General features: G+C 71.9%; 46 protein-coding genes. 45 read left to right on the top strand and 1 reads right to left on the bottom strand.

Translation table 11 applies throughout. The annotated features are described in order from the left end of the window. Positions 1 to 38 precede the first annotated feature (38 nt). From Asi03nite_RS30985 to Asi03nite_RS30775, 44 genes are all read left to right on the top strand, one after another. A complete protein-coding gene (locus Asi03nite_RS30985; RefSeq protein WP_203684051.1) occupies positions 39 to 749 on the top strand; it encodes a hypothetical protein in 711 nt (236 codons plus the stop codon). Between the two features lie 7 nt (positions 750 to 756). Further along, positions 757 to 1,308, top strand: coding sequence for a hypothetical protein (locus Asi03nite_RS30980; RefSeq protein WP_203684050.1), 552 nt, complete (start codon positions 757 to 759; stop codon positions 1,306 to 1,308). Next, positions 1,305 to 1,580, top strand: coding sequence for a hypothetical protein (locus Asi03nite_RS30975; RefSeq protein WP_203684049.1), 276 nt, complete (start codon positions 1,305 to 1,307; stop codon positions 1,578 to 1,580). Before Asi03nite_RS30980 ends, Asi03nite_RS30975 begins: the two co-directional genes overlap by 4 nt. Then, positions 1,577 to 2,047 (top strand): hypothetical protein, encoded by a 471-nt coding sequence (locus Asi03nite_RS30970; RefSeq protein WP_203684048.1) that lies wholly within the window; start codon positions 1,577 to 1,579, stop codon positions 2,045 to 2,047. Before Asi03nite_RS30975 ends, Asi03nite_RS30970 begins: the two co-directional genes overlap by 4 nt. Positions 2,048 to 2,231: 184 nt before the next feature. Next, positions 2,232 to 2,507: a hypothetical protein gene (locus tag Asi03nite_RS30965; protein WP_203684047.1), complete on the top strand. Its 276-nt coding sequence runs from the start codon at positions 2,232 to 2,234 to the stop codon at positions 2,505 to 2,507. Beyond that, positions 2,501 to 2,653, top strand: a complete 153-nt coding sequence (locus Asi03nite_RS30960) for a hypothetical protein (protein ID WP_203684046.1) — start codon at positions 2,501 to 2,503, stop codon at positions 2,651 to 2,653. Before Asi03nite_RS30965 ends, Asi03nite_RS30960 begins: the two co-directional genes overlap by 7 nt. Then, a complete protein-coding gene (locus Asi03nite_RS30955; protein ID WP_203684045.1) occupies positions 2,646 to 2,927 on the top strand; it encodes a DUF7352 domain-containing protein in 282 nt (93 codons plus the stop codon). Before Asi03nite_RS30960 ends, Asi03nite_RS30955 begins: the two co-directional genes overlap by 8 nt. Continuing rightward, complete coding sequence (locus tag Asi03nite_RS30950; RefSeq protein WP_203684044.1) at positions 2,911 to 3,252, top strand: hypothetical protein; 342 nt, start codon at positions 2,911 to 2,913, stop codon at positions 3,250 to 3,252. The genes Asi03nite_RS30955 and Asi03nite_RS30950 overlap by 17 nt, the downstream gene beginning before the upstream one ends. Then, positions 3,249 to 3,515, top strand: a complete 267-nt coding sequence (locus Asi03nite_RS30945) for a hypothetical protein (RefSeq protein WP_203684043.1) — start codon at positions 3,249 to 3,251, stop codon at positions 3,513 to 3,515. Before Asi03nite_RS30950 ends, Asi03nite_RS30945 begins: the two co-directional genes overlap by 4 nt. Next, positions 3,508 to 3,783 carry a hypothetical protein gene (locus Asi03nite_RS30940; protein ID WP_203684042.1) on the top strand — a complete coding sequence of 92 codons (276 nt, stop codon included), beginning with the start codon at positions 3,508 to 3,510 and terminating at the stop codon, positions 3,781 to 3,783. The genes Asi03nite_RS30945 and Asi03nite_RS30940 overlap by 8 nt, the downstream gene beginning before the upstream one ends. Further along, on the top strand, positions 3,776 to 4,216 hold the full coding sequence (locus tag Asi03nite_RS30935) for a hypothetical protein (protein ID WP_203684041.1): 441 nt from the start codon (positions 3,776 to 3,778) through the stop codon (positions 4,214 to 4,216). Before Asi03nite_RS30940 ends, Asi03nite_RS30935 begins: the two co-directional genes overlap by 8 nt. Continuing rightward, positions 4,209 to 4,496 carry a hypothetical protein gene (locus Asi03nite_RS30930; RefSeq protein WP_203684040.1) on the top strand — a complete coding sequence of 96 codons (288 nt, stop codon included), beginning with the start codon at positions 4,209 to 4,211 and terminating at the stop codon, positions 4,494 to 4,496. The genes Asi03nite_RS30935 and Asi03nite_RS30930 overlap by 8 nt, the downstream gene beginning before the upstream one ends. Further along, on the top strand, positions 4,489 to 4,713 hold the full coding sequence (locus Asi03nite_RS30925) for a hypothetical protein (protein WP_203684039.1): 225 nt from the start codon (positions 4,489 to 4,491) through the stop codon (positions 4,711 to 4,713). Before Asi03nite_RS30930 ends, Asi03nite_RS30925 begins: the two co-directional genes overlap by 8 nt. Beyond that, a complete protein-coding gene (locus Asi03nite_RS30920; RefSeq protein WP_203684038.1) occupies positions 4,710 to 4,898 on the top strand; it encodes a hypothetical protein in 189 nt (62 codons plus the stop codon). The genes Asi03nite_RS30925 and Asi03nite_RS30920 overlap by 4 nt, the downstream gene beginning before the upstream one ends. After that, positions 4,895 to 5,161 (top strand): hypothetical protein, encoded by a 267-nt coding sequence (locus tag Asi03nite_RS30915; protein ID WP_203684037.1) that lies wholly within the window; start codon positions 4,895 to 4,897, stop codon positions 5,159 to 5,161. The genes Asi03nite_RS30920 and Asi03nite_RS30915 overlap by 4 nt, the downstream gene beginning before the upstream one ends. After that, complete coding sequence (locus tag Asi03nite_RS30910; RefSeq protein ID WP_203684036.1) at positions 5,158 to 5,442, top strand: hypothetical protein; 285 nt, start codon at positions 5,158 to 5,160, stop codon at positions 5,440 to 5,442. Before Asi03nite_RS30915 ends, Asi03nite_RS30910 begins: the two co-directional genes overlap by 4 nt. Before the next feature lie 101 nt (positions 5,443 to 5,543). Next, the gene (locus Asi03nite_RS30905) at positions 5,544 to 5,699 is read left to right on the top strand and encodes a hypothetical protein (protein WP_203684035.1); all 156 of its coding nucleotides are present in this window, start codon (positions 5,544 to 5,546) and stop codon (positions 5,697 to 5,699) included. Continuing rightward, the gene (locus Asi03nite_RS30900; protein ID WP_203684034.1) at positions 5,696 to 5,992 is read left to right on the top strand and encodes a hypothetical protein; all 297 of its coding nucleotides are present in this window, start codon (positions 5,696 to 5,698) and stop codon (positions 5,990 to 5,992) included. Before Asi03nite_RS30905 ends, Asi03nite_RS30900 begins: the two co-directional genes overlap by 4 nt. Positions 5,993 to 6,000: 8 nt before the next feature. Beyond that, the gene (locus tag Asi03nite_RS30895; RefSeq protein WP_203684033.1) at positions 6,001 to 6,270 is read left to right on the top strand and encodes a hypothetical protein; all 270 of its coding nucleotides are present in this window, start codon (positions 6,001 to 6,003) and stop codon (positions 6,268 to 6,270) included. Continuing rightward, positions 6,267 to 6,563, top strand: a complete 297-nt coding sequence (locus tag Asi03nite_RS30890; protein WP_203684032.1) for a hypothetical protein — start codon at positions 6,267 to 6,269, stop codon at positions 6,561 to 6,563. Before Asi03nite_RS30895 ends, Asi03nite_RS30890 begins: the two co-directional genes overlap by 4 nt. A gap of 5 nt (positions 6,564 to 6,568) precedes the next feature. Then, on the top strand, positions 6,569 to 7,051 hold the full coding sequence (locus tag Asi03nite_RS30885; RefSeq protein WP_203684031.1) for a hypothetical protein: 483 nt from the start codon (positions 6,569 to 6,571) through the stop codon (positions 7,049 to 7,051). Positions 7,052 to 7,101: 50 nt separating this feature from the next. Then, the gene (locus Asi03nite_RS30880; protein ID WP_203684030.1) at positions 7,102 to 8,019 is read left to right on the top strand and encodes a winged helix-turn-helix domain-containing protein; all 918 of its coding nucleotides are present in this window, start codon (positions 7,102 to 7,104) and stop codon (positions 8,017 to 8,019) included. Beyond that, positions 8,016 to 8,372 carry a helix-turn-helix domain-containing protein gene (locus tag Asi03nite_RS30875; protein WP_203684029.1) on the top strand — a complete coding sequence of 119 codons (357 nt, stop codon included), beginning with the start codon at positions 8,016 to 8,018 and terminating at the stop codon, positions 8,370 to 8,372. Before Asi03nite_RS30880 ends, Asi03nite_RS30875 begins: the two co-directional genes overlap by 4 nt. After that, positions 8,369 to 9,469, top strand: coding sequence for a hypothetical protein (locus Asi03nite_RS30870; protein ID WP_203684028.1), 1,101 nt, complete (start codon positions 8,369 to 8,371; stop codon positions 9,467 to 9,469). Before Asi03nite_RS30875 ends, Asi03nite_RS30870 begins: the two co-directional genes overlap by 4 nt. Before the next feature lie 4 nt (positions 9,470 to 9,473). Continuing rightward, positions 9,474 to 9,761, top strand: a complete 288-nt coding sequence (locus Asi03nite_RS30865) for a hypothetical protein (protein ID WP_203684027.1) — start codon at positions 9,474 to 9,476, stop codon at positions 9,759 to 9,761. A gap of 27 nt (positions 9,762 to 9,788) precedes the next feature. After that, entirely contained in the window at positions 9,789 to 9,950 is a 162-nt protein-coding gene (locus tag Asi03nite_RS30860) for a hypothetical protein (RefSeq protein WP_203684026.1), read from the top strand. A 5-nt stretch (positions 9,951 to 9,955) separates the two neighbouring features. Beyond that, a complete protein-coding gene (locus Asi03nite_RS30855; protein WP_203684025.1) occupies positions 9,956 to 10,183 on the top strand; it encodes a hypothetical protein in 228 nt (75 codons plus the stop codon). Between the two features lie 54 nt (positions 10,184 to 10,237). Then, on the top strand, positions 10,238 to 10,423 hold the full coding sequence (locus Asi03nite_RS39010; RefSeq protein WP_373872188.1) for a DUF6221 family protein: 186 nt from the start codon (positions 10,238 to 10,240) through the stop codon (positions 10,421 to 10,423). Between the two features lie 518 nt (positions 10,424 to 10,941). Continuing rightward, positions 10,942 to 11,178, top strand: coding sequence for a hypothetical protein (locus Asi03nite_RS30850; protein WP_203684024.1), 237 nt, complete (start codon positions 10,942 to 10,944; stop codon positions 11,176 to 11,178). Between the two features lie 3 nt (positions 11,179 to 11,181). Next, on the top strand, positions 11,182 to 11,511 hold the full coding sequence (locus Asi03nite_RS30845) for an HIT family protein (protein ID WP_203684023.1): 330 nt from the start codon (positions 11,182 to 11,184) through the stop codon (positions 11,509 to 11,511). A 152-nt stretch (positions 11,512 to 11,663) separates the two neighbouring features. Further along, positions 11,664 to 11,855 carry a hypothetical protein gene (locus Asi03nite_RS30840; RefSeq protein ID WP_203684022.1) on the top strand — a complete coding sequence of 64 codons (192 nt, stop codon included), beginning with the start codon at positions 11,664 to 11,666 and terminating at the stop codon, positions 11,853 to 11,855. Further along, entirely contained in the window at positions 11,855 to 12,340 is a 486-nt protein-coding gene (locus tag Asi03nite_RS30835; RefSeq protein WP_203684021.1) for a hypothetical protein, read from the top strand. Before Asi03nite_RS30840 ends, Asi03nite_RS30835 begins: the two co-directional genes overlap by 1 nt. Further along, a complete protein-coding gene (locus Asi03nite_RS30830) occupies positions 12,330 to 13,991 on the top strand; it encodes a hypothetical protein (protein WP_203684020.1) in 1,662 nt (553 codons plus the stop codon). Before Asi03nite_RS30835 ends, Asi03nite_RS30830 begins: the two co-directional genes overlap by 11 nt. Positions 13,992 to 14,003: 12 nt before the next feature. Continuing rightward, positions 14,004 to 15,428 carry a phage portal protein gene (locus Asi03nite_RS30825; protein WP_203684019.1) on the top strand — a complete coding sequence of 475 codons (1,425 nt, stop codon included), beginning with the start codon at positions 14,004 to 14,006 and terminating at the stop codon, positions 15,426 to 15,428. Continuing rightward, a complete protein-coding gene (locus Asi03nite_RS30820; RefSeq protein ID WP_203684018.1) occupies positions 15,412 to 16,188 on the top strand; it encodes a hypothetical protein in 777 nt (258 codons plus the stop codon). The genes Asi03nite_RS30825 and Asi03nite_RS30820 overlap by 17 nt, the downstream gene beginning before the upstream one ends. 98 nt (positions 16,189 to 16,286) lie before the next feature. After that, positions 16,287 to 16,490, top strand: a complete 204-nt coding sequence (locus tag Asi03nite_RS30815; RefSeq protein ID WP_203684017.1) for a hypothetical protein — start codon at positions 16,287 to 16,289, stop codon at positions 16,488 to 16,490. A 49-nt stretch (positions 16,491 to 16,539) separates the two neighbouring features. Beyond that, a complete protein-coding gene (locus tag Asi03nite_RS30810) occupies positions 16,540 to 17,286 on the top strand; it encodes a hypothetical protein (protein WP_203684016.1) in 747 nt (248 codons plus the stop codon). A 52-nt stretch (positions 17,287 to 17,338) separates the two neighbouring features. After that, on the top strand, positions 17,339 to 18,061 hold the full coding sequence (locus Asi03nite_RS30805; protein WP_203684015.1) for a hypothetical protein: 723 nt from the start codon (positions 17,339 to 17,341) through the stop codon (positions 18,059 to 18,061). Between the two features lie 11 nt (positions 18,062 to 18,072). Beyond that, entirely contained in the window at positions 18,073 to 19,125 is a 1,053-nt protein-coding gene (locus Asi03nite_RS30800; protein ID WP_203684014.1) for a major capsid protein, read from the top strand. Between the two features lie 2 nt (positions 19,126 to 19,127). After that, on the top strand, positions 19,128 to 19,574 hold the full coding sequence (locus tag Asi03nite_RS30795; RefSeq protein ID WP_203684013.1) for a hypothetical protein: 447 nt from the start codon (positions 19,128 to 19,130) through the stop codon (positions 19,572 to 19,574). Positions 19,575 to 19,661: 87 nt separating this feature from the next. Beyond that, positions 19,662 to 22,517 (top strand): fibronectin type III domain-containing protein, encoded by a 2,856-nt coding sequence (locus Asi03nite_RS30790; RefSeq protein WP_203684012.1) that lies wholly within the window; start codon positions 19,662 to 19,664, stop codon positions 22,515 to 22,517. Then, the gene (locus Asi03nite_RS30785; RefSeq protein ID WP_203684011.1) at positions 22,502 to 22,906 is read left to right on the top strand and encodes a DUF6093 family protein; all 405 of its coding nucleotides are present in this window, start codon (positions 22,502 to 22,504) and stop codon (positions 22,904 to 22,906) included. The genes Asi03nite_RS30790 and Asi03nite_RS30785 overlap by 16 nt, the downstream gene beginning before the upstream one ends. Positions 22,907 to 22,916: 10 nt before the next feature. Beyond that, complete coding sequence (locus tag Asi03nite_RS30780) at positions 22,917 to 23,336, top strand: hypothetical protein (RefSeq protein ID WP_203684010.1); 420 nt, start codon at positions 22,917 to 22,919, stop codon at positions 23,334 to 23,336. Further along, positions 23,333 to 23,737: a hypothetical protein gene (locus tag Asi03nite_RS30775; RefSeq protein WP_203684009.1), complete on the top strand. Its 405-nt coding sequence runs from the start codon at positions 23,333 to 23,335 to the stop codon at positions 23,735 to 23,737. Before Asi03nite_RS30780 ends, Asi03nite_RS30775 begins: the two co-directional genes overlap by 4 nt. On the opposite strand, the gene Asi03nite_RS30770 is transcribed toward Asi03nite_RS30775, so the two are convergent. Further along, on the bottom strand, positions 23,734 to 24,039 hold the full coding sequence (locus Asi03nite_RS30770) for a hypothetical protein (protein ID WP_203684008.1): 306 nt from the start codon (positions 24,037 to 24,039) through the stop codon (positions 23,734 to 23,736). The two genes, Asi03nite_RS30775 and Asi03nite_RS30770, sit on opposite strands and share 4 nt — an antisense overlap. Before the next feature lie 84 nt (positions 24,040 to 24,123). On the opposite strand from Asi03nite_RS30770, the gene Asi03nite_RS30765 reads away from it, so the two are divergent. Next, positions 24,124 to 24,456: a hypothetical protein gene (locus Asi03nite_RS30765; protein WP_203684007.1), complete on the top strand. Its 333-nt coding sequence runs from the start codon at positions 24,124 to 24,126 to the stop codon at positions 24,454 to 24,456.

Genomic DNA, 24,456 nt, shown 5'->3' with positions numbered 1-24,456 from the left:
CTGGTGTGCGCGCTGCTCGGCGGATCGAGCAACCGGTCATGAGCGCGATCGACGAAGCACCGGACTGCGTGTGCGGCGACCCGCGCGTCGAGCACAAGCGCGGCACCGGCGGATGCAAGGACCCGGACTGCGGGTGCGCGAAGTACGACCCGGGCGACCGCGCCGCGCCGTCCGAGCCCCGGCCGACGCCGCACCTGGACCGCGTCAAGAAGGAGCGTGATGAGGCCCTGGCCGCCGAGGCCCGGGTCAAGGCGTACTGGACGAACGCGGCCCAGGAGTGCGATGCGGCCCGCCGGGAGCTGGACAAGGTGCGCGGTGAGCTCACCGCGGCCCGGCGGCAGGTGAACGAGGCTGTCGAGGCGGAGGGCATCGCGCTGGAGCGGGTCGCGGCGCTCCGGCGCGAGCGCGACGAGGCACGCGCCGAGCTGGAGAGCGTGCGCGTCCAGCTCGACCAGGCCGAGGCTCGGTGCCGCGACATCCAGGACGAGGAGCTGCCCGCGGCGATCGACGAGGCCACCGCCCAGCTTCGCGCAGAGCTCGCCGACCGGGCGGACAAGCTGCTGCTCGAACAGGCCAAGACCGCCAAGCTCCGCCGCCGCCTCGCCCGGATCAACGCCGCCGAGCGGCTCTACGACGAACACGTCCGGCACCTCTGCCGCGTCTGCGGCAGCCGGTACCGGGAGCTCCACAACCACCCGTGCGGGCCGCTCGTGCCGGTCCGCGTCCGCATCACCTTCATCAAGGAGTAGCACCACCGTGAGCATGACGGTCAACATCAGCGGCACGTTCAGCGAGAAGCAGCGGCCCAACAACGGCCTGGAGCGGGTCGCCCAGTTCATGGACACCCACCGGATCGCGCAGATCCCGGTCGTCGCCGTGGTCGAGTGGCATTCGCACCAGGAGACGAAGACAGGCACGAAGATGGCGGTGTCGATCGTCGCGGTCGAGCCCGGGTTTGAGGCGGACGGCTCGGACCCGACCGGGATCGGCGGCCAGCTGCGGCAGCTGCTCGACGAGCTGCGTAAGCGCAACGGCCTGGCGTCGGTGGAGGACACCCTGTTCTCGGCGCCGCGCGAGTCGTACGACTTCGACGGCGACGGCGGCCCGGAGCTGGACGGGCAGGAGGCGCTGCCGATCCGGATGGGCCCGGACGGGGAGCACCAGGTGCCGGAGGCCTCCGCCGAGGAGCTGATGGCCGAACGCGCCGAGGTGGCGAAGTCCTCGGTGGTGGAGGCAACCGCCGCGCTGGCCGCCAAGGACGCGGCAGCTGGTGTCCCAGCGGCGGAGTTCTCGGGCGGCAACCGGTGAGCGTCGGACCAGGCCAGATGCTCCCCCTCGGCACCGGCGGGCAGGGGTACACCCCGGCTGCCCAGACGCGCCTCAACGCCTTGGACCTGGCGGTCAGGGCGCACGAGGCGTACACCAGCATCGACCTGGTGAGCTTCGGCTCCGACGGGCCGTCGGCCACCAGTCGCGGCGAGGAGATCCTGGCCACGGCCAGGCAGTTCGAGGCCTACCTGCGCGACGAGGGCGACGCGCGGAGCGAGACCTCCGGCGCTCGGCTGGGTGGTGCCGCGTGATCGACCACGACGGCGCCTGGCTGCCCAGCGTGACGATCGGGCTTCCCATCCTGGGCGTGCTCACCCTCGCCAGCCTGGCCATCACCGTGATCGCCATCCTGGCGTCGGTCATCAAGGACTACCGGGGCCATCGCGACCACGAGCACTGGGTCATCGCCTGGCTGGCCCCGGCCGCCCTGCTTGGGCTCCTCATCGGATCCGGCGCCGGCTACTGGCCCTGGGGCGGCGACTACCACCGCCTCCAGCCCGCCACCGGCACCGTGCAGAGCGTCGACACGCGGTTCCTCGCCGCCTCGCAATACGTGGTGGTCACCTACGACACCGGGCTGATCGTGCGCTGCGACGACAGCCGGTGCGCCACGGTGACGCCCGGCGAGCAGCTCCGGCTGCTGTGCACGAAGGAGCACCAGTTCGGTTCGCCGCTGGCGGCCGACGGCTGGGGCTGCCGCTGGGGGCAGGCGCCATGAGCCGGGCGCGCAAGACGCGTCGCGCTCGGGCATGGCGGGCGTACGTCGGCCGCAACGACGCCCTGGTCGCGCACCAACGTCGCGCCGCTGGCCTGCTGCACCCGATGCGGATGCCACCGAGTTACTTCCGCCGGGTTGAGGGGTTCTCGAAGCACCTCGTCCGACTGATCAGAGGGAACGGGCTGTGACAGGACCAGAGCACTACCTCGAAGCCGAGTCGCTTCTGGAAATGGCCGACGACCTGCCCGCCTCAAAGTCGGTGGACCGGGACTACTTCGCCGCAGCCGCGCAGACGCACGCCACGCTCGCGCTGGCCGCCGCGACCGCCCTGCAGGTGCCGGGCGGCGAGGACGCCGGGATGCGGCTTGCCGACGCCGAGGCATGGGAGGCCGCGTGCGCCGAGACCGACGGGGCGTCCCGGCCGGTCGATCCGTCCAACGTGCCGGTGACCAAGTGGTGAGTTCCCGGACCGAGCGCCGGCTCGCCGAGCGGGTCCAGCTCAACGCCGCCATGTGCAAGGTGCCGCTCTCGTCCTGGGTCGCGATGACCCGGCGGGAGCGGCGCCGCCGCCTCCAGAACGTCCGCAAGGAGACCCACCGTGGGTGAAACTCGCACCATCTACCGCTCCGCCATCCCGGTCGACGACGGGCAGCACGTGCTCGACCTGACCGGCCCGATCGTGCACGTCGCCACCCGCAGTGAGGACTACGTCGAGGTGTGGCACATCCACAACCCGGGCGAGCCCGCCGACGCGCGCACGTTCCGGGTCTACGGCACTGGCCATCCGGACGTCGAGGGTGTGCACGTCGGCACGGCGGTGACGCCGAGCGGCCGGCTCGTCTGGCACCTCATGGAGCTGGGCGGTGAGCGCCGTGGCTGACGACTTCGCGTCGCTGCTGTGCCCGATGCCCGACTGCCTGTCGCCGCTGCACCTGGCGTGGACCTGCAGCCGCCCGCTGTACCTCGGCGACCTGGCCGCGCCGGCGCCGATCGCGCCCGAGGAGGCGGACTTCGGGTTCTGGACCGTGAAGTGCGAGGAGGGGCACGTGGTGCTCGTCCCGGCGGACCCGGGCTGCCAGCGCGAGGAGGGGTGCGCCGGGAACTGCTCGTGCGACGTCGACCACGACGACGAGCTGCGCACGTTCCGCGCCAGCGACGTCACCCGGCTGCACAAGCTGCTGGCCAGGCTGGGCGGTGGGTCGTGACTGAGCCGACCGACATCTTGATGACCGAGCAGTTCCTCATCTATCCGAACGACTCGCGCGGCGACGTTCAGGCCTGGGGCCTCACGCACGTCCAGGCCGCTCGCTACCACGCACGCCTCGGCACCTACCACGCGCGCCAGGCGCGGCACTACGCCGACAAGGCGGTGCGGTCCGCAAAGGTGCCCGGCATCGTCGGCGTGGCGGCGCTCGTGCTCCTGCTCCTGCTCATCGGCGTGCTTCTCGGGGGTGAGCACCGTGGCTGATCGGTTCATGATGGCGACCCACGCCTTCCACCAGCTCGCCGGCGACATCTCCCGCGACGAGCACCACCTGGCGCTCATCACCGACGAGGACGACGACGACTTCATCGGCTCCTGGGTAGAGGGCGCCGGCTTCATCAACGTCCGCTTCCCGAAGGGCACCACCCGGGAGCTGGCCACCGACGAGGTCGAGCGGTTCAACGGCCGGGTGGTCCAGGCGGGAGCCGGCGCCTGGCGGATCCAGATCCCGGGCGGTGATGACCGTGGCTGACTACGTCAACGACGACATCGTGATCGCCTGCGCCGATCTGGCTGGCCGAGCCGGGGCGACCAGCTTCGAGATCGGCTACCTGCACGACGACGTTCCCGCCGACGAGGCCGGCTGGTACGCGCACGTCCAGTACAGGGGCGCGCGGATCACCGCGGAGGACCACCGGTCGCCGACCGGGGCGGCGCTTGCGCTGGCGGAGCGCCTACTGCGCGGCGCGACGTGCCGGTGCCGCAGGCCGGTAACCCTGTCCGACGCGGCCGAGGGCTGCCGGTGGCGGCTGGTCGGCCAGCGGTGGGAGCCCGGCTGCGACGCCGCGCCACTGCGGCTCGACGGCCCACGTGGCGACCTCGCAGCGATGCAGGCCGCGCTCGCCCAGCCGGCGAACCGCGCCGCCCGGCGGGCGGCTAAGCGGAAGGGAGGCGGCCGTGGCTGAGCCGCACCTTGACCACCCCGGCGAGATCCACTGGTTCAAGGGCGAAGGCCCAGCGCCGGTGGTCGGCCCGTGCGCGCACGACTGCAAGCACCTGGGCCAGGGCGTCATCGCCTGGGGTCCGTCGATGGACCGATACGAGCTGGTGGAGTGCGGCATCCGCGCCCCGGAGGACCCGAACGGGTGCGGCGGCCAGTGCCGGGCGTGGGTCGATGGACAGGGCCGCGTCACCACCGAGTGGCTGACGGTCGACCTGGCCGGGGTGGTGACTGCCGATGCGTAGCTGGCGCCGTCGCCTCGCCCGGCTGCTCGACCGGATCCCCGGCCAGTGCCGGGCCGACCTGAAGTGGTGGGCGCAGCGCGACAACCTCTCCGGCGGCAGCCGCTGGCCCTGGTCGCCAACCAAGCCCGGGTGCGTGAAGGGCGCGATCCTGAACGGCCGCTGCTACTGCGGGAAGCTCCGCGCGGGCCGGGCAGCCGAGCGAGGTGGTCCGCGATGAAGCTCAGCAACTACCACTTCGCCTGCCTCTTCATCGCCGTCGCCACCAGCTTCGGCTGGTACTGGCGCATCGCCATGGAGCAGCACCTGATCCCGTGGTGGCTGCGGGTGCCGTTGGGCGTCATCTGCGTTGGCGCGCTGGTCCACTGGCTCACCCGACGGCTCGACCGGGCAGGTGCGCGATGACCGGCCGGACGCCCGAGGGCTTCGAGATCACCGCCTGCCGCAGCTGCAACGCCCCGATCATCTGGGCCACCAGCCGGGGCGGCAAGGCCATGCCCGTCGACGCCGAACCGACCGAGGACGGCAACGTCGAGCTGGCCGAGCGGCCCGGCCTGTTCGTCGGGCCGGTGGCCACCGTGCTGACCGGGCCGTCGCTGCTCGGTGGGCCGCTGCGCGAGGCGCACTTCACGACCTGCCCGGACGCGGACCGATGGAGGCGGCGGTGAACGAGCTGACCTCCGAGATGATCCGGGCGTACGTCGAGGCAACCGGCGAGCCGAACTGGTCAATGCCGCCGCGGCATCTCGACGGCCTGGCCGCGGTCGCCGCGCTCGCCGGACGACCGGCGGCCGCCCCGCACCGGTGCGCGGACTGCGGCCGGTCCGCCCGGCAGCTCACCGCGGTGCCTGACGGCGATGCCACGGTGTGGCTCGGCCCGACCTGCCTGCGGCGGCGCCGGGACGCGGCTGCGGTCCGGCAGGCCCTGCCGATCGGCGGTGAGCGGTGATCGAGCCCCTGCCGTGCGGAGGCATTGAGCCCTGCGACAGCTGCCTCCAGGCAGGCGGCTGTGCGGCCGAAGCCGACCGGGTGCTGGTTGGCCGATCCGCCTTGACCAGGAGTCTGCGCCACCGCCTCGCCCGTCGCTGCAGGTCGCCGTACGTCTGGCTCGCCGTGCCGGTGATCTCGCCGTACACGGAACGGCTGCGCGCGGCGGCGTTCCCCGGCGACTGCGTCTACCTGGTGCTGCCCGGAGGTGACCTGTGAGCTACTGCTGCGCCGAGCACGACTGGATCGAGGACGACTGGTACGACGACGAGGACGGCATCCCGGCCCGCGAGGAGCCGGACTACTGCTGCTGGGACTGCGAGGACAGCGGCATCGTGACCGGCGCGTCCGGCCGCGAGGTCAACTGCCCCGAGTGCCGCCCGACGCCCCGACAGGAACGGCGGCGAGAGCGCCGGATCGCATGGACGAACCGGCGGTGGAGGCGACGGTGGGCGCGGCTGAACGCGGGTCGTGAGGCCGTCGGCGGTTTCGACGACGAGGCCCCGTTCTGATGGCCGCCATGATCACCGCGGAGTCCTGCGCCTGGTGCGGTATCCCGCAACGCGGCCACGGCCAGCGCTGGATCGTGGGCATCGGCTGGCACGGCTGGACCGCCCCGGACAAGGCCCTGATCTCGCTGCGGATCCGGGCGCGCTTCCGGGCGAAGGGCTGGCTGCCGTACTTCTGCCCCACCTCCGGCGAGGTCGAGCACCCGCGCCTCGGCGGCTTCACGGTCTGCTGCAGCCGGCCGGACCTCCACTGCGACCCGACGTTGGTGAGGCGGCCGTGACCCAGGAGCCGCTCATCCCGGGCCCGCCGCGCCCGGCCAGCCACACCGGCATCTGGTCGCGGCTCAAGACCGCGGACGGCGCCGTCGACGCCAAGGCCTGGACGCACCACCGCGACACGAAACAGCACGTCGGCCGGTGCCACTGCGGTCAGCCGCTGCACCCCGGCGAGCCCTACAAGGTCGGCCCGCGCGACGCCTACCCGGCGGTGTGCGCGGGCCCCGGCCGGCACGAGGTCGTCGCGTACGGCCCACGGCTGGCGAAGAAGCGGACCAACCAGATCGGAGCGAAGTAATGGGAATGAGCCCCCGCGCGCACCTTGCCTACGGCTACGACCTCGGCGGCGCCGAGGACTTCAAGGCCGCCGAGCGCGACGAGTACGGCTCACCGAAGCTGCCGTGGTTCCCCGACGACGACAGCGAGGTCGACGACTTCGGCAGCGAGGCCGAGAAGATCCTGCTCGCCTCGGCCGGGTTCGCTGAGGAGTGGACGCCGGCGGCCGCAAAGGCCGGCTACTACGACCGCAAGCGCGACGCCGAGAAGCGCTGCGGTGTCGAACTGGACACCAGCGGCCACTACGACCACTGCGGCTGGGTCCTGATCGCGAAGGGGTCCGAGCAGTCGGTGGAGTGGTCCCAGGTGATGGCGCTCGACTCCGCCGAGATGCAGCGCCGGCCCGCCGCCGAAGGCTGGGACGCCAAGCTGCGCGACGCCCTGACCGCACTCGGCATCACGCCCACCCAGGACGGCCCGAAATGGCTCGTCTACCCGTCGTACGGCTGACGCGGACCTGCCTCACCCCACCCAGCTCAACCCTGAACCAGAGGTAGCCCGTGACAACGAACGCCCACGACCTCGGCGTGACCGTGGGGGCCTGGAACGCGCTGGTCCGCCGCGCCAGGATCAGCGACAAGCACAAGCTGAGCGCGCTCATCGTCAGCTCCTACGCCGACGCGGACGGCACCGGCATCCACTGCGGCGTCGCCCGCCTGGCTCTCGACCTCGGCGGCTCGCAGTCCACCGCGAGGCGCTACCTGAAGTGGCTGCGCGACGTCGGCCTCATCGAGCTGGTGCGTCCCGGCAACCGCCGCAAGCGCCTCTCCGACGAGTACCGGCTGATCCTCGGGCCGGACATTCTCGAACACGTGGAGGTCGTCGACCCGGCCACGTACGACGCCGCCCGCGACGAGATCCGGGACGCGAATCGGGCCGGCGCTCGCGCCCGAGAGGCCCGCGCCCGCGTCGATCAGCGCTCATCCAAGGTGAGCGCTGGTGAGCCCGATCAGCGCTCATCCAGAGTGAGCGCTGATGAGGTGACACAGCCTGTGGATAACTCGGATCAGCGCTCATCCAAGGTGAGCGCTGATCCGGAGGACGCCGAAACGATCAGCGCTCACCCAGGGCGAGCGCTGAAAACGTCGATCAGCGCTCATCTGGAGCACGATCAGCGCTCACCCATGGATGAGCGCCCACCTTCCCTAAACACCTACCCGGAAGAACTCACCTCCCCGCTAACTGACGATGGAGACCTAGAAGCGGCCGTCACCCATTCGCGCGCGAACGGCGAAGCGACGAACCCCGTTTCCTCCACTCGGCCAGATCGATGCGTTCACGGGCTCGGGGGCGGCCGCCGCGACGACGGCACGCCCGAATGCGCGCTCTGCCGCCGCGGCGCCCCCGCGGCCGACCCGGCACCCGAACGCGAACAGCTCGCCACCGTCATCCCGTTCCCCACCCGGAGGGCCTCGTGATCCTGATCCGCCACACACACGACGCCCGGAACGCCTACCGCCGCTTCCGCGCCGACGCCGGCGTCACCGCCGCCCAGCTCGCCGAGCAGCTCCACATCACCCCGGAGCGGGTCTACGACCGCGAACGCGGCGTCGGCCTCGGCATCGACGACCTGGCCGCCATCGGCGACTTCGCCGGCTACGACCTCGCCCTGCTGCCCCGGCGCGGCGGCGCCAGCAGCTGCTGCGAGCACTGCCGCCGGGTCGCCGCGATCATCGACGAACGCCGCGCCCACCGGATCCGCGTGATCATCCCGACCCCGTTCTCGACGCTCTTCGACCTGATCGCCAAGGCCATGGGGCGGCCGGCATGACCCAACTCTGCCTGATCGCCGGCTGCCGCATCCGCGACCGGCACCTGCCCGATTGCGACCAGGACCACTGCCGCGGCTGCCTGCCCCGCACCGCCCACGAGGGCTACACCTGCGACGTGTGCGAGGGCCGGACCGTCGACCGGCTCGCGCTGATCGCCGAGCTGGCACCCGACGCCCGGGCCGTCGCCGCCGGCCTCGTCCGGCGCGGCACCGGAGGCGCGCCGGCCGGCAAGCCCGGCTCGCGGCCGCCGCTCAACGACGGCGCCACCGACGCGCTCGACGAGATCCAGAACCGGCTCACGACCCTCGCCCGGGAGATCGCCGACGCCCGGGGCCTTCAGATCGCCTCTGCCGACGAACGGGGGCGCGGAGTTCCCGACCCCCTAGCCCACGTCTGTTCGTGGCTGTCCGGCCAAGTGCGATGGGTTCGCCACGCCCTTGATGATCAAGGCGGGGCGTACGCGGCAGGCGTCTACGCGGAGATCGCCGGCTGCGCCCGCCAGATCCGGTCGATCGTGGACGGCCGCGGCGAGCCGAAGTACCTCGGCCCCTGCGGCGCCATCGTGGACCCCGAAGACTGCCCGGAGCGCGGAATCGGCGACCACGACTGCGGCCAGCACAAGCCCTGCCCCGGCAACGTCTACGGCTGGCCCGGCGCACCCACCGGTACCTGCCGCGCGTGCGGCCACCAGGTCAACCAGGACGAGCGGCGCGCCTACCTCGACGGCGAAGTGCGCGAACACCCCTACCGGCCCGCCCACATCGCCGAGGCGTACGGCGTCAACGTCAAGACCATCCGATCCTGGGCGACCCGCATCCGGCCCGACACCGGCCAGCCCGCGCTCGCCAGCTACTGGCGCACCGACGACGGCGCGATCGAGCCCTGGACCGAACCGACCGTCGGCGACGGCCTGGACGACGAGCAGCGGGCCGTACGCGAGGCAGAGATCCGGGCCGAGCTGGCCGCGCGCGGGCCGCGGCTGCACTACGTCGGCGACGTGCTGGACTTGGCCGCGGCCGACGCGGCGAGGCGGGAGACCGAGCGGGCCAAGCGGGCCCGGCGAGAAGCGGCGCAGGCCGCCGAGATGGGAGCGTGACGAGATGCGGCACCCCGAGACCGATGACGACTTCCGGCGCGAGGTGTGCGACTGGTTCAGGGCCAACGGGGTCGACCCGGGCCGGCTCCGGCAGGACCCGCAGGCCAGCATCGCCGACGGCCGGCTGACGTTCCGGCGCGTGGTCTTCAGGGAGCTGACCGGCACGCCCATGATGGACCCGGCCGAACCGTTCGAGCCGCTGACTGAGGTCGTGACCGTGCCGCTGGTCGTGCAGCCCAGCGCCGACATCGCTGAGTGGCTGCGGCCCAAGTGCCCGACGTGCGGGCGATGAGCGACGTCGAGATGGGAGCATGAGCAGATGAGGGCCTTTGATGTGCCGGTCGCGCTGCTGGCCTGGCTGCTGTGCGGCGCTGCCGCGCTTGCCATGCTCGGTGGCAACCCGACCGCGATCAATGGCGTAGTCGGGGCTGGGGCGGTCGCGCTGATCTTCACCGGCCTGGCGATCTGGGACCGGGGGTGAGCGCCGTGGACGACCTGAGGCGGTTCGGCGTCACCAGCGATGAGGCGCTGGAGGGGGCCTGGGAAGTTGGGGCCGCGCTTCGGGGTGCCATCGTGCGCGGCCCCGCGCTGCTGGGTCTGGCGCCAGACGGCCTGCCGTGGGACGCACCGACCGACGAGCATGGCCAGCGGTACTCGCGCTGGTCGGACGTGCGGAACCTGCTTCCGGGAGAAGAAGGCGACGAGCGTGGATGACCTGATCACCTTCCTGCGCGCCCGGCTCGACGAGGACGAGCGGGTGGCGCGGCCATAGTCGCGCTGAAGCGGCCGACGCGCCAGCAGATCTCAGCCCCTCACGGCCACCGACCCGGCACCTGGAACCCAGCACGCCCGATCGGCCCCGACCCACGCGAGCCGCTGCTGCGCCTGCTCGCCCTGCCCTACGCCGGCCACCCGGACTACCGCCAGGAATGGTCTCCCGTCAGCAACAGTTGACAACGCGGCCGGTCTGCATCCATGATCTGCATGCGGATCCAGTCCGCCCAAAGCTCGACACAAGGCCCCGCCCAACAGCAGGGCCTTCGTCGTATCCAGACTCCGGCTGCGTCCGGATCGGTGGGGGAACGGGGCGCGCACTGGGTGGCAGAGCGCGCCCCACACCACGGAGGACGCCATGCCCAGGCAGCACGTGTGCGCTGAACCCGGATGCCCTGAGGTCCAGGCGGCCAGGCGCTGCGACGACCACCAGGCGCAGCGCGAGCGGGCACGAGGCACGAAGCAGCAGCGCGGGTACGACGCAGCACACGGCAGGCTGCGGGCCGACTGGGCACCGCGTGTCGAACGGGGCGAGGTGGACTGCCACGAGGTGGTGTGCCTGATGCCCATCCGCCGCATCCTGCCCGGCCAGGCATGGCACCTGTGCCACGACCGTGAGACCGGCCAGCACCTCGGGCCAGGGCACGCATCGTGCAACGCCAGCGAGGGCGGACGAGCAGCACACGGAGGTTGAGCGCATGCCTGACCAGCCAGCAGGTCCCATCCTCGACGGGCTCGGCATCACCCTCGATCTTGAGGACCGTGACCTCGTCGTCTCAGCCCTCGTGCTCGCCAAGGTCGTCAAGGCCGACGGCCAGGTGGTCCTCGTCATCGAGGACAGCGAGGGCATGAGTTGGCTCGACCAGCTCGGACTGGTCAGCGCTGCCGACGCCGTCATCCGTACTGGCGGATACCAGCACGACGACGAGGACTGAGGCATGGGCTGCGTCTTCTGCGCCATCGTGGCCGGCAGCGAGCCAGCCACCATCGTGCGCCGCTGGGCAGACGCCATCGCCATCGTGCCGCTCAACCCAGTGATCGAAGGGCACGTGCTCGTCATCCCGAACCAACACGTGACCGACGTGACCGAAGACCCGGACGTCTCGGCCATCGCCATGCGCGCCGCAGCAGAGCTGGCCGCGCCGCCCTGCAACGTCATCACGAGCGCAGGACCCGAAGCGACGCAGACCATCCCGCACCTGCACCTGCACATCGTGCCCCGGACGGCAGGCGACGGACTGGCGCTGCCCTGGTCGCCGACACGCTGAGTGACAAGGGGTGGGGGGCCACCCCCAAGGGGCCTGACCTGCAGAACCGCTGGAGAGGGCTCCGTCCGGTTTGCCAGGTCAAAGAGTCTTGGGCCGTCACGCAAGGTGATGGCCGCCGACGCCGCGCAAGGCGGCCGAGGGAGTGATCCACCATGTTCGACCGCATCGTTCGCACGGCCCTGCGGGTTCGCCGGATCGGCGGGTACGAGGTCCGCCCCTCGCTCGACTGGCGAGCGCTCGGGTTCCTGCTGCGATGGGGCAACCTGCGGCCCGGCCGCGTCTTCAGCGCCCAGCTCGGGCCGCTGGTGATCTGGGTCGAGCCGCTCGACGGAACCACCGACTGATGGGCCGCGGAGGCCACGCACACTCGGGGCCGCCGCCGGACCCGAACGCACTGCGCAACGAGCGGAACGACGTCGCCGGCTGGAAGGTTCTGCCGGCCACCGGACGTCCCGGGCCGGCGCCGGACTGGCCGCTGACCCCGGCGGGCAACCGGGAGTCCTGGCACTGGACTCGGCTGTGGAAGACGCCGCAGGCCACCCAGTGGGAGGTCCTCGGCCAGCAGGTGGAGGTTGCGATCTACGTGCGTCGCCTGGTTGAGGTCGAGCAGCCGGGCGCGACCGCATCGCTCGGCAACCACGTGTTGCGGCTCGCCGAGGGCCTGGGCCTGACGATTCCCGGCCTGCTGCGCAACCGGTGGCAGATCGGCTCACAGCAGGCCGCGCCGGTCAAGCAGCCGCAGGTGCCGACCGGCACTGACGGCTCGGCGCCGGCCGCCAGCTCGGCTCGTGGCCGGCTCCTGAGAGCCGTTCCGTCCGATGGCAGCTGACCGGCACTACGTCGTCGACTTCCCAACGCTGTGGATCGTCCCGGACTGGATCGAGCGGCACTGCCCGCAGCCGGACCGGTTCGGCCGCGGCGGCCCGATGCGGCTGTACGACGTGCAGCTGTGGTGGACCCTCAACCACTACCGGGTCAAGCCGGACGCCCTGTGGGTGCCGGAGGAGCCGATCCTGGCGCCGGCGTTCCACAACCGGCGCTCGCAGATCATCGGGCCGCAGAAGATCGGGAAGGGGCCCTGGGGTGCCGGGATTTGCCTCGCCGAGGGCGGTGGGCCGGTGCTCTTCGCCGGCTGGGCCGAGCCCGGCGACGTCTACCGGTGCGAGGACAACGACTGCGGCTGCGGCTGGGTCTACCACTACGAGCCGGGCGAGCCGAGAGGCATGCGCTGGCCGACCCCGCTGATCCAGATCACCGCGACGTCGGAGAAGCAGACCGACAACATCTTCCGGCACGTCAAGGCGATGATCCGGCTCGGCCCGCTCAGCGACCTGATGCGGGCCGGCGAGGGCATGGTCCGCATCGGTGCCGAGGGCGAGATCGACACGGTCACCGTCGGCGCGCTGTCGAAGCTCGGCAACCCGGTCACGTTCGCCATGCAGGACGAGACCGGCCTCTACAACGACAGCAACAAGCTGCGCAACGTCGCCGAGACGCAGCGCCGCGGGGCCGCCGGCATGGGCGGCCGGTCGCTGGAGACGACGAACCCGTTCGACCCGGCGCAGGACAGCGTGGCGCAGCGGACGTTCGAGTCCGAGGCCCGTGACATCTTCCGGTTTTACGAGCCGCCGCCGGCGAACTTGTCGTACCGGAATCGGCGCGAGCGCCGGAAGATCCACGCGTACAACTACGCGCCCTACCCGCACAACAACATCGACAGCATCGACGCCGAGGCGGCCGAGCTCGCGGAGAAGGACCCGGAGCAGGCGGAGCGGTTCTTCGGCAACCGGATGGTCTACGGCCAGGGCCAGTGGCTGGACGGCGACCGCTGGGACGCCCGGTCGTGGCAGAAGCTGCACCCGGGTGAGCCGCTGCGCGTCGTCCCGGCCGGGACGCCGGTGGTGGCCGGGTTCGACGGATCCGACACCGACGACTGGTCCGCGATCCGGCTGCAGACCGAGGACGGCTTCCAGTTCACGCCCCGGTACGGTCCGGACCGCCGGCCGACGATCTGGAATCCGGCGCAGCACGGCGGCCAGGTGCCGCGCCGGGAGGTGCGGGCCGCCTGGGACGAGATCGTCGAGACCTACCAGCTGGTGCGCGCCTACCTGGACCCGCCGGACTGGAAGACCGAGATCGACGAGCTGGCCGAGCGGTACGGCGAGAAGGTGTTCATCCGGTGGGAGACCTACCGGACCACGCAGATGCACGCCGCGCTGCTGCGGCTGCACACCGACGTGGTCAAGGACGGCACGACGTTCGTCCACGACGGCGACCAGGTCGTCGCCACGCACGTCCGCAACGCGCGGAAGCTGGCCCGGTCCGGCCAGCGGTACATCCTCGGCAAGCCGTCGCAGCAGCAGAAGATCGACGCTGCGATGAGCAGCGCGCTGTGCAACGAGGCCGCCGGTGACGTCACCGCGGCCGATCTCTGGAAGTCCGCCCAGCCTGTCGACAGCACCGTGCTCGTATTCCGCTGAGGGGAGGACTGCGTGGCTCTCTCCGACGAGGAGCGGGAACTGTTCGGCCGGCTCACGGCGAACCTGCCCCGGGTGGTTCGCCAGAACAAGATCCTGGACGCCTACTACGACGGCGAGCAGCGCGTCGAGCAGCTCGGCCTGGCCATCCCGCCGGAGCTGCGCCAGTTCCTGACGATCGTGGCGTGGCCGGGCACCTACGTGGACGCCATCGAGGAGCGCATCGACCTCGAGGGCTTCCGGCTGCCCGGATCGGACGAGGCCGACGAGGACCTGTGGCAGGTGTGGCAGGCCAACGACCTGGACGAGGAATCCCAGATCGGCCACCTGGAGACGCTGGTCCGCCGCGACGCGTTCGTAATCGTCGGCGGCGCTGACGAGGAGACGCCGGACAGCCCGGCGGCGGGCGGCGGTGACGCCGACCGGGATCCGGCCATCCCGCTGATCACAGTGGAGTCCTCGGACGAGGTGGCGGTGGAGCGTTCGCCGCGTACCCGGCGCGTGTCGGCCGCGGCGAAGCTGTACCGCGACGGGCCGACGCTGCGAGGCACCCTCTACCAGCCGCACGCGACGGTGTGGCTGGAGCGGCAGTCGGCCCGCTGGGTCGAGGTGGAACGCGACGAGCACAGCCTGGGCGTGGTGCCCGTCGTGCCGCTGGTCAACCGGCCGCGACTGTCCCGCCGTGAGGGCCGCTCGCAGATGCACCGGGTCATCTCGTTGACCGACGCGGCGGCCCGCGCGCTCACCAATGCGCAGGTCGCGACGGAGGTCATGGCGATCCCGCAGCGGTGGGTAGTCGGGGCGAGCGCCACCGACTTCAAAGACCCGCGCACGAAGGAGCAGCTGACGACCTGGGAGTCCTACTTCGGGGCGATCTGGGCCCTGGCGAACAAGGACGCGAAGGCCGGACAGTTCACCGCTGCGGACCTGAGCAACTTCAAGACCATCGTCGACCACTACGCCTCGCTGGTGGCCGGCGTGACCGGCCTTCCGATGCGCTACCTCGGCCAGAGCACCACCAACCCGCCGAGCGCCGAGGGGATCCGCGCCGACGAGTCCCGGCTGATCAAGACCTGCGAGCGGTTCCAGCGCGGCGCCGGCGGCTCCTGGGAGCGAGTGATGCGCCTGGTCCGCCGGATCATCGACGGAGACTGGAACCCCGACCTCGCCCAGCTGGAGACACTGTGGCGCGACCCGGCGACCCCGACGAAGGCGGCCGCGGCGGACGCGGCGGTCAAGCTCGTCCAGGCGGGCATCCTGCCGGTCGAGGCAGCCTGGGAGGACATGGGCTACTCGGCGGTGCGCCGCCGGAAGCTGCGGGCCATGCGGGAGGCGGAGCTGGCGCAGGACCCGGTCCGCGAGATCGCCGCCGGCCTGGCCCCGCCGCAGCAGGATCCGGCCGGAACGGACCCGGCCCTCGACGATGTCGTCGCCGGCTGAGCTGGCCGCCGAGCACGCCCGCACCCGCCGCCGCCTCGCGGTCGCCGTGGCGGACGAGGCGCGCAGGGCGTGGCGGGCGGTCGACCCGACCCGGATCGCCGAATCGTGGATTGCCCAGATGGCCCGGCTGCTGGTGCTGGTCACCGGCGCCCAGCGCGCGGTGGCTGGCCGCGCCGACCAGTACCTGACCGACGCGCTCGTCGCCCAGGGCCTGGACCCGGAGCCCGCGGCCGAGCTGGTCCCGCAGGCGCTGAGCGGCGTCGCCTCGGACGGGCGGCCGCTCGACAGCCTGCTTTACCGGCCGGTCGTGACCGCGCTGACCGGGCTGCAGCGCGGCGCCCCCCTGGACCGGGCGCTCGCCGGCGGCCAGGCGGCGCTGGACATGATCGTGCGCACGCAGATCTCCGACGCGGGCCGGATCGCCGACCAGGTCGCCATGACGGCCCGGCCGGGTGCCACCGGGTACGTGCGGATGCTGGTCGGCCGGTCCTGCTCGCGGTGCGCGATTCTGGCGGGGAGGTGGTACGCCTCCAACGCGGGTTTCGACAGACACCCGCGTTGTAGACCCGGGGCGACTGCATCCACATTCCCGGACGTGAGAGCACCGTCGGCGACGAGCGCACCGACCCGAAGGTCTTCTTCGCCTCGCTGTCGCGACAGGAGCAGGACCGCGTATTTACCCGGTCCGGCGCTGAGGCGATCCGGCTCGGAGCTGACATCGGCCAGGTCGTCAACGCGCGCCGCGGCGCGGTCGGCCTGACGCCGGCGGGCGCCCGGATCACCGCCGAGGAGGCGCGGACGCTGCGCGGCGGCCTCGCCCGCGGCCGCCTGCAGAGCGTCGAGCTGTTCGGCCAGCAGGTGTACGTCACCAGCGAGGGCACCACCACTCGCGGCTTGGCCGGCGTGCGGCTCGGCGCCCGGACCGACGGCGTCCGCGGCAAGGGGCGGCGGTATCGGTCTGCCCGGGCGCCGCGGCTGATGCCGGAGACGATCCTGCAGATCGCCGGGAATGACCGGCAGGAAGCGGTGCGACTTCTCCGGCGCTTCGGCTACCTCATCTGACCTCCCGGCGCGCAAGGCGTCAGGACCGACCCCGCAACGGAGTCACAGCATGAAGATCCACCTGCCCGTCCATGGCCCGGACCTGCCCGTCCACCCGTACACCGGCCTCACCGCTCTGGCCTTGCGCCGCAACGGCGCCCCGATCTGGCCCATCAAGGGCGGCGCCCCGGATGACGACGAGGGCGGCGAGGACGACGGCCAAGCCGACGACTCCGAGAACGGAGGCGCCGATCAGGACGAGGCCGATGACGAGCTGGGCGACGCCGGCAAGCAGGCCATCGACCGCATGAAGGCCGAACGCAACGCGGCCCGCAAGGGGCTGCGCGGCTGGACAGCGCTCGCGCGGGAGTTCGGCGCGAAGACGCCGGACGAGGTCCGCAACCTACTGAAGGGCAAGAAGAGCGACGGCGGCGACGTCCCCGACCCGGAGCAGATCCGGCGCGAGGCGCGTGCTGAGGCCGAGCGCGAGATCGCCCGGGATCGGCTGCTCGACAAGATCGAGGCCAAGGCATCCGGCCGGTTCGCCGACCCCGCCGACGCGGCGGCGTTGCTGCTGCGCGAAGGCGACCCCGAGGACTTCCTCGACGGCACCAAGGTGGACGCGGACGCGATCACCGAGGCGCTCGAGGATCTGCTCGAGCGCAAGCCCTACCTCGCCTCGAAGGCGGCCGACACCCGGCAGCGTCAGCTCAAGCCGGACAAGTCGCAGGGCAACCGCGGCACCGCCCGACCCTCCGCCAACGACAGGGCCGCCAAGCGGCTCGAACGGCTCGGCATCACGAAGCCGAGCTCCTGAACCACCCCGTACGTACCGCGTCGGGGCACACACCCAGAAGGGGATCCATCTGATGTACAGCGATCTCGGGGTGACCAAGACGATCCGGCGTGCCGGCGGCCCGACGTGGGCCGGCGAGTTCCCGGTCGACTGCGCACCCATCACCCTCGACGCGGACGCCGTCCTCGCGGTCTACCCCGACGGGAACATCCCGTCCGGCGCCTGCCTGGCGCTGAACACGGCCACGGGTCGGCACGTGCCGTACGGCGGCAGCGCCGAGGAGGTGCAGACCGTCACCGTCACCGGCGGACCGACCGGCGGCACCTACACCCTGACCTTCGGCGGCCAGACCACCGCGGGCATCCCGTACAACGCGACCGCCGCACAGGTACGCACCGCCCTCGAGGCGCTGTCGACCATCGGTGCCGGCAACGTGGCCACCAGCGGAGGCCCGCACCCGGGTACCCCGATCACGGTTACCTTCCAGGGGACTCTGGCGAACACGAACGTCGCCCAGATGACGGCGTCCGGCGCGTCGCTGACCGGCGGCACCACCCCGGCCGTGACCGTCGCGACCGCCACCGGCGGTGGCACCGACCTCGGCGCTGGCGGCAGCGAGACCGCCAAGGGCTTCCTGCTCGACGACAAGCAGGTCCGCGCCGGCCGGCACGTCGACGCCGCCCTCTACTACCGCGGCCGCGTCTACAGCGACCTGCTGCCGGCTAACAGCGGCTTCGACGCCCAGGCCGCCGCCGAGCTGTCCCCGAACATCTACATCGACAAGGTGGGTGCCTGAGCATGGCGACCATGGCTCTTGAGCTGACCGATCCCGAGGAACTGACGGTCGCCGCCCGCCAGATCCCGTTCCCGGCCGGCATCCTGCAGAACTGGCTCCCGGCCGTGACCCGTCGCGACCACCGGTACCTGTTCCGCCGGTCCGCCCGGTCGCTGCGCCGAGCGATCCCGTTCCGGCCGTGGAACACCCCGGCGGTGCCGCTGGACCGCGGTGAGGTGAACGAGGTGTCCGGCCGGATGCTGCCGCTGTCCGGCATTCTGTGGCTGCTGGAGGAGGAGTCGCAGCTGCTCGACGCGGCCCGCGCCGCCGGCGACGAGGACGCCATCGCGCAGGTCTTCGACCAGGACCTGCTCACCCTGACTCGCGGCGCGCTGCAGCGCATCATGCTGGCGCAGGGTGAGGCGATCTGGTCGGGCAAGGTGACCGTCGGTACGCAGTCGGCGCCGGAGAACCGGCTGCAGCTGGGCTCCGTGGACTTCGGTCTGCCGGCGCAGAACTTCATCACGGCCTCCACGCTGTGGAACGCCTCCACGCCGGACGTCTTCGGCCAGCTGGACGCGCTGACGACGACCTACAAGACCACGACGGGCTCCGAGGTCATGCCGGGCGTGGTCATCATGAGCACGCGGATCAAGAACGTGCTGCTCAAGGATCCGGACTTCCGGAACCTGCTCGGCTCGCTGCTCGGCGCTCCGCCGTCGATCGGCACGGCGCAGCTGCGGCAGCTGTTCGCCGACCGGGAGCTGCCGCGCCTGATCGTGGACGACACTGCGGTGCCGAACCACAACGGCGTGATGACCCGGCAGATCCCGGACGACCGGATCGTGATCCTGCCGGAGATGCCCAGTCAGGGCGGCCAGGCCGTCGGGCAGACCCAGTGGGGCACCACCGAGGAGGCGAAGAAGCTCGTCCGCGCCCAGGCCCTCGGCGAGGAGAACGCGCCGGGGCTGGTCGCGGTCGCCATGGAGTCGGAGAACCCGGTCCACACCGGCACCCTCGTTTCCGGCATCGCGATGCCCGTGGTCACCGACCCGGACCTCATCATGAGCGTGAAGGTGCTCTGATCATGGCGAAGCTGACCGCGAACACCCTCGTCGTGCACCCGGACACCGGCTCGCCGGTCCTGCTCGCCGAGGGGGGACCTCTTCCCGACTGGGCCGCTGGCCTGGTGGGTGACCACCTGCTCGACGAGCCGTCCTCGGCCGGGCTCGGGGAGGCCGTCGGCCGCGGGCCGGGGACGGCGCGCAAGTCGGCCTCGGATACCACCGAGGTGGATGCGCTCCGTGCCCGGATTGCGGAACTGGAGGCGGCGCAGCAGGGCAACTCCAGCAGCCCGACGGAGCTCGACGCGACCCAGCAGGGCGGGCCGAAGCTGCCGCCGCGTTCCGGACCGGGTTCCGGCGCTCCGGAGTGGCGCGCCTACGCCCGCTCCGTGGACGTCGAGGTCGCCGACGGCGCGTCCCGCGAGGACGTGATCGCCGCGCTCGACGCCGCGGGCAAGCCCACCAAGTAACCGTCCGGGCCGGCCGGGCCGCCTGGGATTCCTCCTGCGTCTCGTCACTCCGGCCGGCCCGGATCCAGCATCACGAAGGGGGTTGCGGTGTCGCGCGACTGGAAGACCACCTACGCGGCATCGGCCAGCTCGGCCACGCACACCGCGACCTTCCCCTCCGCAGCGACCGCCGGGCGCAAGCTCGTCGCGTTCGGCGTCGCCCCGGCCAGCGTCGATCCGTCCGGCGCGTGGACGGAGATCGCTGAGGCCAGCGATCCGGCGCTGGGTGACCTCTCGGTCGCCACTCTGACCGCGACCGGCGGCGAGACCTCGATCACCTGGGTTCGGGAGCCGTCGGCCAGTACAGCGCCGCGGACCCTGGCCGGCTGGGTGGAGAGCCGCGACGACCTGGGCGCGGTGCACGCCGGGACGCTGGCGGTATACGGCAACCCGTCCGGCGTCAGCTCGATCGACCTGGCGCCGATCGTCACCACGGTGCCGAACTGCCGGGTCTACGTGGCGGTGGCAACCAGCAACGACGGTTCGGCCTGGACGCCGACGATCCCCGGATTCACCGTCGAGGACGTCGTGCAGGGACCGGCGAACGGTGCCGAGCCGGTGCGCCTCGCCATCGCCACCGCGGTGGTCCCCGCCGGCACCACCACGGTCAGCATCACCGGCGTGCCGATCAACCCGGCCATGGTCGCCGTCTTTGCGCTGGAGCCGGCGAACCTTACGCCCGCGCCGGCCGCCGAGACCGCGGTCGAGGCGGAGAACCGGCAGACCGGCGTCGACAAGGCCACCTGGGACGTCAGCGGCATCGACCCGACGATCTTCGGATACGCCACCTCGATGAGCGTCGCCCGCGGTACAGGCATCGACCTGAAGATCCACTCGCCGAACTCGGCGTGGACTGGCGTCGTGTACCGGCTCGGCTGGTACGGCTCCCGCGGCGCGCGCCAGGTCGGCACCCTGGGCGGCCCGCAGACCACGCAGCCGGCGGGCACCGTCGACCCGACGACGGGCATGGCGTCCTGCGGGAACTGGACGGTCAACGGCAGCTGGAGCGTGCCGGCCGACGCCACCCCCGGCGTCTACATCATCACGATCGCTCGGGCCGACCTGCCGAGCGCCCGCGCGCACATCGGGCCGTTCGTGGTCACCGACCCGACGCGCAAGGCGAAGATCGCGGTCAAGCTGTCGGACTCGACCTGGCAGGCGTACAACCACGCCGGCGCCAACCCGGCCGACATCCACAACGGCAAGAGCCTCTACGGGCAGGGCGGCAGCTCCGGGTTCACCGCGGATAAGAGTCTGCGCGCGAAGGCGGTCAGCTACGACCGACCGCTGCTGACCCGGCTGTACTACCCGCAGACGCACTTCATGAACTCGGAGTATCCGCTGCTCCGCTGGCTGGAGCGGCTCGGCTACGACGTCGACTACCTGACCTGCGCGATGGTGGACGCGGACCCGACGCTGCTGCTCGGTCGGCAGGCGGTCATCAGCTCCGGCCACGACGAGTACTGGTCAGCGGGGATGCGCGACGCGTTCGTCGGCGCCCGGGACGCGGCCGGTAACCAGTCCAACCTGCTCTTCCTCAGCGCCAATGAGGCGTTCTGGCGGATCCGCTTCGCCGCCGACCGGCGCTCGTTCAGCTGCTGGAAGGACACCCACGACGCGGCCCTGAACCCGACCGGCCTCTACAGCGGAACCTGGCAGGACACCCGCAGCTTCAACAACGACCGGCGCCCGGCCTCGTTCCTGACCGGCCAGCGGTTCCGCCTCAACGGCATCGCCGCTCGGTCGCTGGTCGCGACCGCGGCGCAAGCCGCCCTGCCGCTGTGGCGCTCGACGCCGGTGGCCGCGCTGACCGGCTCGCAGACCTGGACCTCGCCGGTGGGGGTCGTGGGCTTCGAGGCCGACGAGCCTGCGGACACGTCGAGCACCGAGCGTCCGGCCGGCCTGATCCGGTTGTCGCAGGCGACTGCCACGGTGACCGGCCAACTGGCCGACGACAACGGCGACTCGTACAACGGCAGCGGCACCTACGTGCACGCGATGACCGCCTACCGTGCGCCGTCCGGCGCCGCGGTGTTCGCGACCGGCACCGTGCAGTACTCCTGGGGCCTGGACGCGGTCCACGACCGGGCCGGCACCGCGGAGAGCCCGACGCTCCAGCAGGCCCTGACTAACCTGCTCGCCGACCTGGGCGCCGTGCCGCCCGCGTACCCGTTCCCGGCCGGGCTGGAGATGCCGACCCCGGTCACACTGGCCGCGTACGGCTTCCCGGACGTCTCCGCCCCGGCGGCGCCGTCCGGCCTCCAGGCCACCGCCGGGCAGACCCAGATCGCGCTGACCTGGTCGGCGGCGACCGACGACACCGGCGTCACGGGGTACGACGTGTACCGCGACGGCGTGCTGGTCCAGGGCGGGATCAACGCGCTCAGCCACACGTTCAGCGGCTTGGTCGCGGGCGCCTCGTACGTGCTCGGCGTCCGGGCCCGGGACGCGGCCGGTAACCAGTCGGCGCTGGCCACGGTCACCGCATCGACGGTGACCGGTGTTCCGGTGCTGTTCACGCTGCCGGAGCTGGACGCCTGGGTGCAGACCGCGGTCCCGGCGGCCACCGGCCAACTGGTGCTGGAGCTAGTGACCACGGAGATCCGCGGCTACGTCGGCCCGGCCCGGTTCGACGCACTGCCGTCGCTGGCGCCGCTGAAGCGAGTCGCGCTGGACCTGGCGCGACGGATGGTCCGCAATGCCGCCGGCCTGCGGTCCACCAGCCGCCAGATCGACGACTACACCCAGACCGACACGTGGGCCACGGAGACCCTGCAGGCGGCCGAGCTGACCGACGACGACCGCGCCGCGATCGATCGGGCGCTCGGCGATGACCGGCCGAGCGGCGCGTTCACCATCCGCCCCACCGGCCGACCGGACCGCGGACCGTGGCGGCGCTGGTGAACCGGGACGACGTGCTCGCTGCCGGCCGGGTCGCCGCCGAGGCCGGGATGCTGGACACCTGCGTGATCCGGCGCCGAACCGGCGAGGCCTCCGACGAGTGGGGCGCCGTAGCGGAGACCTGGACGCAGCTGTACTCCGGGAAGTGCCGGGTGCAGCACCGCGACGTCCAGGCGCAGGAGGAGATCGCCGGCGAGGCGCGGCTGCTGATGGTGCGCCTGGAGGTCCACCTGCCGATGAGCGTGGTCGGCCTGGAGCCGGAGGACGAGGTGCTGATCACCGCGTCCCGATCGGATCCGGACCTGCCGGGCCGGGTCTTCACCATCCGCGACCTCGCCCACGGCACCGAGAAGACCGCCCGCCGGATCGGCGTTGTCGAGCGCACCAGCTGAGGAGGCCATCGTGGACGAGCTGCGCATCGATACCAGCGACGTCGGCAAGCTCGCGGCCCAGATCGACCAGGCCGTCACGATCCTTCCCCGAGAGATCCGGCCGGTGGTCCAGAAGGGCGCGTTGAACATCAAGCAGGACGCGAAGAAGCGGATCGGCTACGGCGGTCATGCCGGCCAGTACGCGGCCACCATCGGCTACGAGTCGGAGGAGACCCGTACCGGCGCGTGGGCCGAGATCGGCCCGGACAAGGAGAAGCAGGTCGGCGGCGGCAAGCATCGCACCCCGGGCAACCTCGGCACCCTGCTGGAGTACGAGTACGGCACGCCCTGGTCGGCGCCGAAACCGCACCTCGGCCCCGCACTGGAGGCAGAGGCGCCGAAGTTCGAGAAGGCGCTGGAGGCCGTGATGCTCAAGGCGCTGGGCCTGTGATCACCGAGCACGCCGCGCCGGTGCTGGCGGCGCTGCGCGGGATCGCGAACCCAGCGCTGACCGTCTCGGACGGCCCGGCCGACCCGCAGAACCCGCCGGACCTGCCGTACGTGGTGCCGTACATCAGCATCGACGTGCCGGATGCGGTGAGCTTCGAGGAGGCGTACGACAAGGTGACGTGCACGATCGCCGTGCACTCGGTGGCCGGCAACTCCGACGCGGTCCGCCGCGTCGCCGACCGGGTGCTGGCCGCGCTGCTCGGCCTGCGGCCCGTGATCCCTGGCCGGGACTGCTCCCGGATACGGCGCGTCGACGGGCAGCCGCCGGACTGGGACCGATCCACCGGCCGGCTCCTGGTGTGGCAGGTCGACGTCTTCGAGTACGAGACCCTGCCGGGCTAAGGCCGGCGCCGCACGCTCACGACCAGCGTGGTCACCACGTACGCGGCGATCGCGACGACGACGAGCGTCCAGATCGTCAGCCGGCCGCTGATGAGCCAGGCGATCCAGCCGAGGAGCACCGCGATCAGGATCCGGTTCCCCTGGTTGCTCAGGCTCCACCGGGACGTGACCGGCTGCGGGGCGGTGGCGTCCTCGATGACGCGCTGCACGTACTCCTCGCGCACGTCGTACCGGGCTGCGATTTCCGGGATCTCCCGGCCGGCGGCGTACTCGCTGGCCATGCGCGCATCTCGATCTGTCACGGCCGTCACTGTACGGCCCGGCTGCACAAGATCACCGTCCGTCGTCCGGCGGACCTTCCACATCCACCGAAGGGAGCGCGTCGGATGACGCTGCAGGTATCCCAGACGGTCAGCGCGGGCGGCATCACGCCGGCGCCGCTGACCCCGGCCGCGTCGGACACCGTCGCCGAGGGCTCGTTCGGGCCGACCGGCGTGGTCGTGCGCATCACCACCACCAGCACGCCGACGAATTTCTCGGTGTCGGACCCGACGACGACAGGCCTCGGCAACACCGGCACGGTCACCCCGGTCACGATCCCGTCCGGCGCCACCCGGAAGTTCTACATCCCCCGGGCGGCGATCAACCCGAACACCCAGGTCGCCACGCTGAACTTCAGCGCGACCACCGGTGTCACCTACGAGCTGGACCGGTGGTGA

The organism is Actinoplanes siamensis, from assembly GCF_016862395.1.
Classification (GTDB): Bacteria; Actinomycetota; Actinomycetes; order Mycobacteriales; family Micromonosporaceae; genus Actinoplanes; species Actinoplanes siamensis.
This window is presented reverse-complemented; position numbering and strand designations above follow the sequence as displayed.

Bases quoted from the DNA above. Each gene is read 5' to 3' on its own strand.
- Asi03nite_RS30795 (WP_203684013.1), top strand. From the start codon at position 19,128: ATGGCGAAGCTGACCGCGAACACCCTCGTCGTGCACCCGGACACCGGC.
- Asi03nite_RS30765 (WP_203684007.1), top strand. From the start codon at position 24,124: ATGACGCTGCAGGTATCCCAGACGGTCAGCGCGGGCGGCATCACGCCG.
- Asi03nite_RS30915 (WP_203684037.1), top strand. From the start codon at position 4,895: ATGACCGGCCGGACGCCCGAGGGCTTCGAGATCACCGCCTGCCGCAGC.
- Asi03nite_RS30830 (WP_203684020.1), top strand. From the start codon at position 12,330: ATGGCAGCTGACCGGCACTACGTCGTCGACTTCCCAACGCTGTGGATC.
- Asi03nite_RS30840 (WP_203684022.1), top strand. From the start codon at position 11,664: ATGTTCGACCGCATCGTTCGCACGGCCCTGCGGGTTCGCCGGATCGGC.
- Asi03nite_RS30885 (WP_203684031.1), top strand. From the start codon at position 6,569: ATGAGCCCCCGCGCGCACCTTGCCTACGGCTACGACCTCGGCGGCGCC.
- Asi03nite_RS30820 (WP_203684018.1), top strand. From the start codon at position 15,412: ATGTCGTCGCCGGCTGAGCTGGCCGCCGAGCACGCCCGCACCCGCCGC.
- Asi03nite_RS30860 (WP_203684026.1), top strand. From the start codon at position 9,789: ATGAGGGCCTTTGATGTGCCGGTCGCGCTGCTGGCCTGGCTGCTGTGC.
- Asi03nite_RS30835 (WP_203684021.1), top strand. From the start codon at position 11,855: ATGGGCCGCGGAGGCCACGCACACTCGGGGCCGCCGCCGGACCCGAAC.
- Asi03nite_RS30920 (WP_203684038.1), top strand. From the start codon at position 4,710: ATGAAGCTCAGCAACTACCACTTCGCCTGCCTCTTCATCGCCGTCGCC.
- Asi03nite_RS30925 (WP_203684039.1), top strand. From the start codon at position 4,489: ATGCGTAGCTGGCGCCGTCGCCTCGCCCGGCTGCTCGACCGGATCCCC.
- Asi03nite_RS30850 (WP_203684024.1), top strand. From the start codon at position 10,942: ATGCCTGACCAGCCAGCAGGTCCCATCCTCGACGGGCTCGGCATCACC.
- Asi03nite_RS30810 (WP_203684016.1), top strand. From the start codon at position 16,540: ATGAAGATCCACCTGCCCGTCCATGGCCCGGACCTGCCCGTCCACCCG.
- Asi03nite_RS30985 (WP_203684051.1), top strand. From the start codon at position 39: ATGAGCGCGATCGACGAAGCACCGGACTGCGTGTGCGGCGACCCGCGC.
- Asi03nite_RS30805 (WP_203684015.1), top strand. From the start codon at position 17,339: ATGTACAGCGATCTCGGGGTGACCAAGACGATCCGGCGTGCCGGCGGC.
- Asi03nite_RS30800 (WP_203684014.1), top strand. From the start codon at position 18,073: ATGGCTCTTGAGCTGACCGATCCCGAGGAACTGACGGTCGCCGCCCGC.
- Asi03nite_RS30845 (WP_203684023.1), top strand. From the start codon at position 11,182: ATGGGCTGCGTCTTCTGCGCCATCGTGGCCGGCAGCGAGCCAGCCACC.
- Asi03nite_RS30865 (WP_203684027.1), top strand. From the start codon at position 9,474: ATGCGGCACCCCGAGACCGATGACGACTTCCGGCGCGAGGTGTGCGAC.
- Asi03nite_RS30895 (WP_203684033.1), top strand. From the start codon at position 6,001: ATGATCACCGCGGAGTCCTGCGCCTGGTGCGGTATCCCGCAACGCGGC.
- Asi03nite_RS30870 (WP_203684028.1), top strand. From the start codon at position 8,369: ATGACCCAACTCTGCCTGATCGCCGGCTGCCGCATCCGCGACCGGCAC.